The organism is Nocardiopsis protaetiae, assembly GCF_045446735.1.
Classification (GTDB): domain Bacteria; phylum Actinomycetota; class Actinomycetes; order Streptosporangiales; family Streptosporangiaceae; genus Nocardiopsis; species Nocardiopsis protaetiae.
In genome coordinates, this window is record NZ_JBJJBV010000242.1 from 1 (window position 1) to 10,297 (window position 10,297).

Consider the following 10,297-nt stretch of genomic DNA (forward strand, 5'->3'; position numbering starts at 1 on the left):
CGACCACCTCGAAAAGACCCAGCGCGCCGACGGCGGCTGGAACGCCGACTGGGACCACTGGGACACCACCGCCACCCTCGAACTCGAAGGCATCCGCACCATCCAGCGACTGCGCATCCTGCGCGCCTACGGACGCCTCGAACACGGCGTGCCCACCCCCCGGCACGACCGCTGACACACCCGCGCGAACGTTTCTGCACCGCCCCCATTCGCCTTCGCGCAGCCTGAGATACGTCCATTCGCAACCTGGTTTAGACCACTGCATCCCCCGGACGCTCTAAAGTGTTACCCGTGACACGTCGAGCAAAGATCGTCGCGACCCTCGGTCCCGCCACGTCGAGCCCGGAGATCCTCCGCAAGCTCGTCCGCGCCGGACTGGACGTCGCCCGACTCAACCTCAGCCACGGAACCCACGACGACCACAGCGCCAACCTCGCGAACCTGCGAGCCGCCGCCGAGGACGTCGGACGAGCGGTCGGCGTCCTCGCCGACCTCCAGGGTCCCAAGATCCGCGTCGGCACCTTCGCCGACGGACCCGTCGAACTCAACGTCGGTGACGAGTTCACCATCACCACCGACGATGTCCCCGGCGACGTCCACCGGGTCTCCACCACCTACCAAGGACTCCCCGGAGACGTCCGCCCCGGCGACCGCGTCCTCATCGACGACGGCCGCGTCGTGCTGGAATGCACCAAGACCACCGGCACCGATGTCCACACCAAGGTCATCTACGGCGGCACCGTCTCCAACCACAAGGGACTCAACCTCCCCGGCGTCGCGGTCAGCGTCCCCGCCCTCACCGAAAAGGACGAGGAAGACCTCCGCTGGGCCCTGCGCAACAAGGTCGACATGGTCGCCCTCTCCTTCGTGCGCAGCCCCGCCGACGCCGAGGAATGCCACCGCATCATGGACGAGGAGGGCATCACCGTCCCCCTCATCGCCAAGGTCGAGAAACCCCAGGCCGTCGAACGCCTCCAGGACATCATCGAGGTCTTCGACGCCGTCATGGTCGCCCGCGGCGACCTCGGCGTCGAACTCCCCCTCGAAAACGTCCCCATGGTGCAGAAGCGCGCCGTCGAACGCTGCCGCGACAAGGCCAAACCCGTCATCGTCGCCACGCAGATGCTCGAATCCATGATCGGAGCCCCCCGGCCCACCCGCGCCGAGGCCTCCGACGTCGCCAACGCCGTCCTCGACGGCGCCGACGCCGTCATGCTCTCCGGAGAGACCAGCGTCGGCCAGTACCCCGTCGAGACCGTCGAGACCATGGCGCGCATCATCAGCGCCGCCGAACAGGAATCCCTGCGCGCCTCGCACATCCTCAACCGGGTGCCCGAGACCACCGGCGGGGCCATCGCCCGCGCCGCCGCGGAGATCGGCGCCACCATCGGCGCCAAGGCCCTGGTCGCCTTCACCATGTCCGGCGAGACCGCCCGCCGCCTGGCGCGCTACCGCTCGCCCATCCCGCTGCTGGCCTTCACCACCGAGACCAGCACCCGCGGCCGCCTGTCCCTGACCTGGGGCGTCGAGACCAACCTCGTCCCCTGGGTCGACAACACCGACGACATGGTCCGCCAGGTCGAGAGCGAACTGCTCCAGCTCGGCGACTACACCAAGGGTGACAAGGTCGTCATCGTGGCGGGCAGCCCGCCCGGAACCACCGGTTCCACCAACTCCCTGCGCGTCCACCGCCTCGGCGACACCGTCGCCCTGGACGGAAGCTGACGCCACTCACCGTCCGGTTACCGGTCCGGGGCGTATGAGCCGCGCCCGCGGACCGGGACCGGACCCGGTCAGCGGTGCGACTCCTGCTCCTGACCGCCCGACTCCGGGATCACCCGCTCCAGCGGCATGTCCCACGGCAGCAGGTTCCACGGGCTGCGCGGATCCTCCGTGAGCATCCCCAGCGCCGCCCACACCCGGTCCGTACCGCCGTGGTCGCCCTCCACACCCTTCTCCGGCCACAACAGGTAGCCCGCGTGGAACGCCATCGACAACTGCTGCCACGACGAGTACCGCCGCTGCAGGTCCGAGGCCACCCGGCGCAGGGTCGTCTGCGACTCCACCGGACTCAGCCAGTCCAGGGTCGCGCCCCCGCACACCAGCCGGATCACGTGCACCGACTTCCACCACTGGTAGGCGCCGATGATCACCGTCTCGTCGCCCTCGGCGACCCCGGTCACCATCCGCAGCCGGCCCACCTGCTCCGGCGTCAGGCGCACCTGCTCCCCCGTGGAGTGGCCGCCCTGCTCGCGCGGCAGCCGCGAACGCGCGACACCGGCCGCCAGGTCGACCACCAGGTCCAGGCTGGCGCCCTGGTGCAGGTCGTCCATCTGCCGGTCGATCGCCGCAAGCAGCGACTCGCGGTCCGTCACACCCCACTGCCGCTCCAGCAATCGCCGGTACTGCCTGCGCAGCGTCGGCCGCGCCACCACGTCCCAGGGCTCGGCCAGCGCCACCCGGAACGGCGCGGCCACCGCGGCCGCCCACCGCTCGGTGCTCAACGGAGCGTCCGCGTCCCGGGTGCGCAGCGCGGGCGACTCCCGCGAGCCCAGCACCAGCTCCACGAAGGAGCCCGCCGCCAGCGCCACCGCCGGCAGGAACGCCCACCCGGGCGCCACCGCCACCAGCACCACCACGAGCAGCGCGACCGGTGTCAGCAGCCACGGGCGACGCCGACCGGACCCCCAGGCCACCACGACCCAGGCGCCGATCACCAGTGCGCCGAACACCCCGGCCGCCACGGTCAGCACCGGCTGCTCCTCTCCCGAGAACCCGTCTCCGATTCTCAAGGATCATCGAAGCCGACCTGCGTCGGCGACCGAACCCACGGGTTGTACTCAGGTTGTGGCCGTGATGTGACCGGTTAGACCCGCCTTGCCCGGCCATGAAGTGACAAAAGGCCCTTTTTGTGCCGAACCGGCCGGGTAGTTACACCGGTTCCGCCCCGCCCGAACCGCCCACCCGACCAGCCTCGGCTCACTCGGTCTCAAACCTCCCGGTTAGCTCTTGGGGCCGACGAACTCGTCGAGGCGGGCGACGGCGTCCTTCGTTGCGACCGCGATGATGATCTTGTCCTGGTGAGGAGGACGCCGCTGGATCCTGCTCTTCCAGGGGATGCCCAGCAGGTCGAGAGCGGCGGTCAGTAGACCCACGATGTCCTGAGAGGCGTTGACGAACTCGTACCTGGGGTAGTCGTAGTACTTCCAGCCTGTACGTGTCCGGCGGCGAACCCGGTTGTTTCCTCGGCACCCGTCAGAGTGCATGAGTCCCTTGATGAACTCTTGCGGGTGTGCCTCCACGACCGCTTGCTGCCATGCCTCCAACTGGATCTTCCGTGTGTGCTTCATGCCGGGTCCGTGTTGGGGGAACAGGCAGGACCAGTGCTTGGAGGAGGCCTGGACCGCCGTGCAAGCACCAGCGCGGGACACCCGGTAGGACCGGATGGGGAACACCTCTTCCATGGCTTCCGCGCACAGATCCATGAGGCGCGGGTACTTCTCATCGCAGTAGACCGACAAGACATAGACGTCACGTCGCCCTCGCACGATGTGGCCGTCCCCCAGGTAAAGCCCTAAGAGGTAGGAGTAGGCGTTGGCCTTGAGCTCTTCTCCGTGACATAGGGGGCAGTAGGTCGGGCGGTTCTTGCGGCTGGGTTCCATGCCGAGGAGCCGCCGCTGACCGTAGCGCCAGTGGCGGACCGCGTGGATGGAGACGCCGCAGGCGTTGGCGACGGCCTGGTCGCTGTGTCCTTGGGAGTGGAGGCGGAGGGCTTTGTCGACGATGTCGCGTGAGTACATGCTGTGCAGACTTGCTCACGCATACGACAAACCGCGTACGTCTTCCCAGGTCAGGGGCGATATGTCCGAAACGACGAAAGCCGCCCGATGGGCGGCTTTCGTCTGGTGTGTGCCCCGAGTGGGATTTGAACCCACACTGTGCAGGTTTTGAATCTGCTGCCTCTGCCGTTGGGCTATCGGGGCCTTTGGGGCTTATGTCCGGTTCGGTCTCAAGGTGGCCCCTAGGCGTTGGCCCGGCGACGGTCGGCCAACGGTGATGTCACGATTGGCCAGCATTGCCGGGCCCGACGATCAGCATCCTAGCGGATCTCGGTAACCTCATGTACGTGACGAGGACGCAGAGCCGCGTGGTGATCGCGGAAGACGAGGCCCTGATCCGCCTGGACCTCAAGGAGATGCTTGAGGAGGACGGCTATGCCGTCGTGGGCGAGGCCGGGGACGGGGAGGCCGCCATCCGGCTCGCGCGCGAGCTCAAACCGGACCTGGTGATCACCGACATCAAGATGCCCGTGCTCGACGGCCTCTCGGCCGCCGAGCGGATCGCCGGGGAGCGCATCGCCCCCGTGGTGATCCTGACCGCGTTCTCCCAGCGCGAGCTGGTGGAGCGGGCGCGCGACGCCGGCGCGATGGCGTACCTGGTCAAGCCGTTCAGCAAGGCCGACCTCGTGCCCGCCATCGAGATGGCGACCTCGCGGTACGCCGAGCTGGCGGCGCTGGAGGCCGAGGTCGGCGGCCTCCAGGAGCGCTTGGAGACCCGCAAGCTGGTGGAGCAGGCCAAGGGCCTGCTCCAGAGCCGGCACGGGATGAGCGAGCCCGAGGCGTTCCGCTGGATCCAGAAGAACTCGATGGACCGCCGCCTGACCATGCGCAAGGTCGCCGAGACGGTCGTGGAGACCCTCGGCGGCAAGCAGTCCTAACGGACGCCGCGCAGGACGACTGAAGAGGGGCCGTATCCACTCGGATGCGGCCCCTCCGTCGTGTCCGGACTCGCCGGAAACATGTGGGAAATGTGCAGATCGCTCACCCAGCAGGTGGGAAACGAGACAAGTGTCCAGCGTCAAGGGGGGTTTCGTGACGGTTGAGTCTCGTTTCTGCACGATGGGATGACATTTGGGTCACGTGGTTTAAGCGGAGCTGAATGACCAGGGTAAACCGGGCTAAACTCGCGGCACCGAACAGCAATGGACAACGGTGTCGAATGCGCGCATACGGCTCCGTTGTCCTCAGATGCGCAAGGAGCGCGCGTGCGCACACGCCTCGTGACCGTGCTGCTCGCCCTGATCACCGCCATCCTGGTGATCCCTGGGCCGGCGGCCACGGCGGACGAACAGGGCGGTGAAGCGCTGCAGGGTCAGATCCGCAACCCGAACGACCGGGATCAGGGTGTCGAAGGCATCTCGATCCAGGTGTTCGACGGTGAGGACGAGATCGGGGCAGCCGAAACCGACTCTGATGGAAATTGGGTGGTGGAGCTGCCCGGACCGGGCACCTACCGCGTCGTGGTGGACCAGGAGTCCGTCCCCGCAGAGTTCTCCGTACGAGAGACGGCCATCCTCGTCGACGGCGAGACCGAGGTGGAGGTCGCGGCGAACGATCAGCGTCCGCTGATCATCGCCTTGGAATCCGGCAGTGGCGGTGAGCCCTCGGGGACCCAGTCGCCCTCGGCCACGGACTCGGAGAGCCCGGACACCGACGCGGCGGCGGAGGAGGGCGAGGTCGCCCCCGCCACCGGGTCCGGCGGCTCCTTCGGCAACCGGGTCATCCAGCTGACGGCGGCCGGCCTGCTCTTCGGCCTGGTGATCGCGATCTCCGCGATCGGCCTCTCGCTGATCTTCGGCTCCACCAGGATGATCAACTTCGCCCACGGCGACATGGTCACCTTCGGTGCGATGGTCGCGCTGGTGTTCAGCAGCGGTGCGGCGGGCATGGGCAACTCCCTGCTCGCGGTCTTCGCGGGTCTGGGCGGCGCGGTCCTCATCGGCGCGTTCCTGGAGACGAGGCTGACGCGCACCGTCATGATCATCGCCCAGTGGGCGTCGATCTTCGCGGGTATCGCGCTGGCGACCGTGCTGGGCGTGCTGGGCGACTCGGTGGGCTGGAAGGTCCCGCTGTGGATCGCCGCCGGCATCGCCGTGGTGATGGGCGCCGTGCTGGGCGCGTCCATGGAGCGGTACATCTGGCGTCCCCTGCGCCGCCGCCACGTGGCGCTGATCCAGATGTTCATCGTGTCGATCGGTCTGGCGCTGATCCTGCGCCACGTGATCCTCGTGCTGTTCGGTGCGGACCGCAGCCGGTACGCGGGTTTCCAGATCCAGGAGGTGGTGCGCCTGGGGCCGATCGCGATGCCCCCGCGCGACCTGGTGATCATGGGTGTGGCCGTGGTGGTCCTGGTGCTGGTGGCGTGTCTGCTGCAGTTCACCCGGATCGGCAAGGCGATGCGTGCGGTGTCGGACAACCGGGACCTGGCGGAGTCGTCGGGTATCGACGTGGACCGGGTCACCCTGTACGTGTGGGGTCTGGGCGGCGGTCTGGCGGCGCTGGGCGGTGTGCTGTACGGCCTCAACCAGGTGGTGCAGTACGAGATGGGCTTCCGTCTGCTGCTGCTGATGTTCGCCGCGGTGATCCTGGGCGGTCTGGGTACGGCCTACGGTGCGATGGTCGGCGGTATCGTCGTCGGCCTGGTGGCGATGCTGTCCACCCTCTGGTTCCCGTCGCAGTTGATGCAGGCGTGGGCTCTGGCGTTGATGATCCTCATGCTGCTGGTCAGGCCCCAGGGTCTGCTCGGGCGTGCTGAGCGGGTCGGCTAGGAGAGAAGACGATGGACATCCTTTCTATCCTGGCCGAGTCCGTGCGGTCGGCCCTCGGACCGATCGCCGCGATCTACGCGCTGGCGGCCATCGGCCTGAACCTGCACTTCGGGTACACGGGTCTGCTGAACTTCGGCCAGGTCGGCTTCATGCTGGTGGGCGCGTACGGCGTCGGTATCAGCGTGGCGGTGTTCGACCTGCCGCTGATCGTCGGTTTCGGTGTGGGTCTGCTGAGCGCGCTGGTGCTGGCACTGCTGCTGGGTATCCCGACGCTGCGGTTGCGGGCGGACTATCTGTCGATCACGACGATCGCGGCGGCCGAGGTCGTCCGGTTGGTGTACCGGGCCGGGTTCGCCGAGCCGGTGACCGGCGGTGTGTACGGTCTGCAGAACCTGGCGGGCGATTTCCGCACCCTGAACCCGTTCGAGCCGGGCGGCCGGTACGGCTTCGGTGACCTCACGTACACGGGTACGCACCTGTGGACGATGGTGGTGACGTGGTCGCTGGTGCTGCTGATGGTGGGTCTGACGTGGTTGCTGATCCACAGCCCGTGGGGCCGTGTGATCAAGGGCATCCGTGAGGACGAGGACGCGGTCCGCAGCCTGGGCAAGAACGTGTTCGCGTACAAGATGCAGATCCTGGTGCTGGGCGGTCTGATCGGTGCGCTGGCGGGTTGCATGATGGCGATGCACCAGGCGTCGATCCAGCCGGACCAGTTCAAGCCGCAGGTGACGTTCTTCCTATGGGCGATCCTGCTGCTGGGCGGCGCGGGTCGTGTGTGGGGTCCGGTCATCGGTGCGATGGCGTTCTGGTTCCTGATGAACTTCACCGACGGTCTGCTGAAGTACCTGGGTCGTGACCTGGGGTGGATGCCGTTCCTGGACGGCCCGGACTACGGTGCGCTCCAGTTGGCGTTCGCGGGTCTGCTGCTGGTGCTGTTGATCGTGTTCCGTCCGCAGGGCCTGATCGGGGACCGCAAGGAGATGCTGATCAATGTCAAGTGACGAGACGGTGGTCGACCGTATGGTGGGCACCGAGACGGTGCCCGGTTCGACCAAGGCCGACCCGATCCTGGTGGTCGACAACGTGCGGCGTTCGTTCGGCGGTCTGACCGCGGTGGACGTGGAGCACCTGGAGGTGCAGCGGGGGACGATCACGGCGTTGATCGGTCCGAACGGTGCGGGCAAGTCGACCCTGTTCAACCTGCTGACCGGTTTCGACCGGGTGGACCAGGGGACGTGGTCGTTCCAGGGACAGCGGATCAGTGGCAAGAAGGGCCACCAGGTGGCCCGGGCCGGCATGGTGCGCACGTTCCAGCTGACCAAGGCGCTGACCCGGTTGACGGTGCTCGACAACATGTTGCTGGGTGCCAAGGGCCAGCTGGGTGAGCGGATGGCGGGTGCGTTCGCGCGTCCGCTGTGGCAGAGCCAGGAACGGGCCAACACCGAGCGTGCGCTGGAGCTGCTGGAGCGCTTCAAGCTGATCGCCAAGCGCGACGACATGGCGGGTTCGCTGTCGGGCGGCCAGCGCAAGCTGCTGGAGATGGCGCGTGCGCTGATGACCGACCCGGACATGATCATGCTGGACGAGCCGATGGCGGGTGTGAACCCGGCGCTGGTGCAGTCGCTGCTGGGCCACATCACGTCGTTGCGCGACGAGGGCAAGACGGTCCTGTTCGTCGAGCACGACATGGATGTGATCATGGGCATCAGCGACTGGATCGTGGTGCTCGCCCAGGGTCAGGTCATCGCCGAGGGCCGTCCGGCGGACATCCGCTCGAACCAGCAGGTCATCGATGCCTATCTGGGTTCCCGTGAGGAGGACTGAATGAGTGAGAATGGGAACCTGAAGCCCGATCTCGACGAGATCCCGGAGGCGGCGGAGGAGGCCGTGGTCGCCCAGGAGCACCGTGAGGAGCTGCTGGAGCACGCCATGGAGGAGTCCGTGGAGGTGGGTGCCCCGGAGGACTACCTGGTGCTGGCCAAGGAGCTGGTGGCCGGGTACGTGCCGGGGGTGAACATCCTCAACGGGTGCACGCTGACCCTCACCGAGGGCGAGGTCGTGGCGATCATCGGCCCGAACGGTGCGGGCAAGTCCACGCTGATCAAGACGATCTTCGGGCTGATCCCGATCCGTGAGGGCGGTCTGACCCTGCGGGGGAAGAGCATCGCGGGTCTGCCGGCGCACAGCCTGGTGGAGCGCGGGGTGGGTTACGTTCCGCAGACGCAGAACGTGTTCCCGTCGCTGACGATCGAGGAGAACCTCCAGATGGGGGCCTACCTGCGTCCGAAGGCGTTCGCGGAGCGCTTCGGGTTCGTCGCGGGCCTGTTCCCCCTCCTGGGTGACCGCCGCCGCGCGAAGGCCGGGTCCCTCTCCGGCGGTGAGCGCCAGATGGTGGCCATGGGCCGGGCCCTGATGATGGACCCGACGGTCCTGCTCCTGGACGAGCCGACGGCGGGCCTGTCGCCGCTCTACCAGGAAGAGGTCTTCCAGCGGGTCAAGCAGGTCAACGAGGCGGGTGTCTCGGTGATCATGGTCGAGCAGAACGCCCGTCGCTGCCTGCAGATCTGCGACCGCGGCTACGTCCTGGACCAGGGCCGCAACGCCTACACGGGCACGGGCGCGGACCTGCTGAACGACCCGAACGTCATCGAGCTCTACCTGGGAACCCTCGGCAAGAAGGACTGACCGAGCCACCCCAAAGGGGGCGGGGCCCCACCGGGCCCCGCCCCCACCCCTCCAGGGGGTCGCCGTAGGCGACCAGCCCACGTGCGCGCATGCTCTTCTAACGCTGCGGAATGCGGGGGTGGCCTGTTCGGGGTTCCAAGCACGGCGGGAACGTTTCCCCCCGCCCCAGACGGTCGGCGAAGGCATCACCTCCGTCCCCAGCCCCATACGGGTGAACGCTGCAGCTACCGCGACCCCACCGCAGGGGGTTTCCCACCTGCGCTGGGCCTTCGCCATAGGGTTTTCCCACCTTCTCTAGGGCCCTCAGCCCCAGCCCGGCCACTCCCGCCCCGGGGGGTTTCCCACCTGCGCTGGGCCTCCGCCATAGGGGTTTCCCACTTTCCCTGGGGCCCTCAGCCCCAGTCGGAGGGCGTAGCGCTTCCCCTACCCCAGGGGGTTTCCCACCTACCCGGGTCCCCAGCCACATCCCTGACCACCCCCGCCGCAGGGGGTGACGGCTGCACGAGGCCTCCGGCCCCGGCCCCAGGGGGTGTCGGTAGAGCGGGACGGGACCCCGGCCCCAGGGGGTGAGACAGCAAGAGCAGGTTTCCCAAACGCCCGCCATCTGCGGAGGGCGGTGTAGGGGGCCGCTCTCGGTCGCGTTGGTCTCCACGGGTCACCCCTTGGGAACGTACAGACCCGGGCTGGGCGCGGAGCCGTCCCCACGTACAACGCTCGGCAGACCAAGAGGCGTATGCGTTCGATGCACGTCCCGGGCGGTGGGGGTTTTCCAGGGGACGGGTCGGGGCCCAGCGGCACGCTCAGCCACACAGGTCCACGGAAAGAACGCTCCGCCTGCAAACGAACCGTTGCTCAGCTTGAGATTTAACCTGTCTGGTTCTTGTGTTCTGCCAGGGTCGCGGCGCGTTTGACGGTTTTGCCGACCTCATGCCGGGGCGCGGGCCCGTGGTTCTTCATCCCGGGAGGCCGCCCGGGACCGGGCCGGGAGGGTTTGGGCGCACC

The 10,297-nt window shown here is 67.9% G+C and carries 8 protein-coding genes, 1 tRNA gene and 1 pseudogene; 7 read left to right on the plus strand and 3 right to left on the minus strand.

Annotated features, from left to right (window positions below; translation table 11 throughout):
- Together ACJOT3_RS27415 and pyk are read left to right on the plus strand one after the other, a co-directional pair.
- A pseudogene (locus ACJOT3_RS27415) lies at positions 1 to 175 on the plus strand (prenyltransferase); the annotation flags it as partial.
- 116 nt (positions 176 to 291) lie between these two features.
- Positions 292 to 1,725, plus strand: coding sequence for a pyruvate kinase (gene pyk / locus ACJOT3_RS27420; RefSeq protein ID WP_406976007.1), 1,434 nt, complete (start codon positions 292 to 294; stop codon positions 1,723 to 1,725).
- Positions 1,726 to 1,793: 68 nt separating this feature from the next.
- Here the strand turns inward: pyk and ACJOT3_RS27425 are convergent, their stop codons facing one another.
- The 3 genes from ACJOT3_RS27425 to ACJOT3_RS27435 all read right to left on the minus strand — a co-directional run bounded on the left by ACJOT3_RS27425 (position 1,794) and on the right by ACJOT3_RS27435 (position 3,983).
- Positions 1,794 to 2,753 carry a DUF1266 domain-containing protein gene (locus ACJOT3_RS27425; protein ID WP_406976013.1) on the minus strand — a complete coding sequence of 320 codons (960 nt, stop codon included), beginning with the start codon at positions 2,751 to 2,753 and terminating at the stop codon, positions 1,794 to 1,796.
- 249 nt (positions 2,754 to 3,002) lie between these two features.
- Positions 3,003 to 3,800 (minus strand): transcriptional regulator, encoded by a 798-nt coding sequence (locus ACJOT3_RS27430; RefSeq protein WP_406976008.1) that lies wholly within the window; start codon positions 3,798 to 3,800, stop codon positions 3,003 to 3,005.
- Between the two features lie 110 nt (positions 3,801 to 3,910).
- Positions 3,911 to 3,983: transfer RNA gene (locus ACJOT3_RS27435), tRNA-Leu, on the minus strand.
- Positions 3,984 to 4,147: 164 nt separating this feature from the next.
- On the opposite strand from ACJOT3_RS27435, the gene ACJOT3_RS27440 reads away from it, so the two are divergent.
- The 5 genes from ACJOT3_RS27440 to ACJOT3_RS27460 all read left to right on the plus strand — a co-directional run bounded on the left by ACJOT3_RS27440 (position 4,148) and on the right by ACJOT3_RS27460 (position 9,295).
- The gene (locus ACJOT3_RS27440; protein WP_406976014.1) at positions 4,148 to 4,717 is read left to right on the plus strand and encodes an ANTAR domain-containing response regulator; all 570 of its coding nucleotides are present in this window, start codon (positions 4,148 to 4,150) and stop codon (positions 4,715 to 4,717) included.
- A 327-nt stretch (positions 4,718 to 5,044) separates the two neighbouring features.
- Positions 5,045 to 6,607, plus strand: a complete 1,563-nt coding sequence (locus tag ACJOT3_RS27445) for a branched-chain amino acid ABC transporter permease (RefSeq protein ID WP_406976009.1) — start codon at positions 5,045 to 5,047, stop codon at positions 6,605 to 6,607.
- An 11-nt stretch (positions 6,608 to 6,618) separates the two neighbouring features.
- Positions 6,619 to 7,611 (plus strand): branched-chain amino acid ABC transporter permease, encoded by a 993-nt coding sequence (locus ACJOT3_RS27450; RefSeq protein WP_406976010.1) that lies wholly within the window; start codon positions 6,619 to 6,621, stop codon positions 7,609 to 7,611.
- Positions 7,601 to 8,434: an ABC transporter ATP-binding protein gene (locus ACJOT3_RS27455; RefSeq protein ID WP_406976011.1), complete on the plus strand. Its 834-nt coding sequence runs from the start codon at positions 7,601 to 7,603 to the stop codon at positions 8,432 to 8,434. Before ACJOT3_RS27450 ends, ACJOT3_RS27455 begins: the two co-directional genes overlap by 11 nt.
- Positions 8,435 to 9,295 (plus strand): ABC transporter ATP-binding protein, encoded by an 861-nt coding sequence (locus ACJOT3_RS27460; RefSeq protein WP_406976012.1) that lies wholly within the window; start codon positions 8,435 to 8,437, stop codon positions 9,293 to 9,295.
- Positions 9,296 to 10,297 lie beyond the last annotated feature (1,002 nt).

What these genes read in the sequence shown, in the direction of transcription:
- ACJOT3_RS27430 (WP_406976008.1), bottom strand. Translation starts at nt 3,800, where the DNA reads ATGTACTCACGCGACATCGTCGACAAAGCCCTCCGCCTCCACTCCCAA.
- ACJOT3_RS27450 (WP_406976010.1), top strand. Translation starts at nt 6,619, where the DNA reads ATGGACATCCTTTCTATCCTGGCCGAGTCCGTGCGGTCGGCCCTCGGA.
- ACJOT3_RS27455 (WP_406976011.1), top strand. Translation starts at nt 7,601, where the DNA reads ATGTCAAGTGACGAGACGGTGGTCGACCGTATGGTGGGCACCGAGACG.
- ACJOT3_RS27460 (WP_406976012.1), top strand. Translation starts at nt 8,435, where the DNA reads ATGAGTGAGAATGGGAACCTGAAGCCCGATCTCGACGAGATCCCGGAG.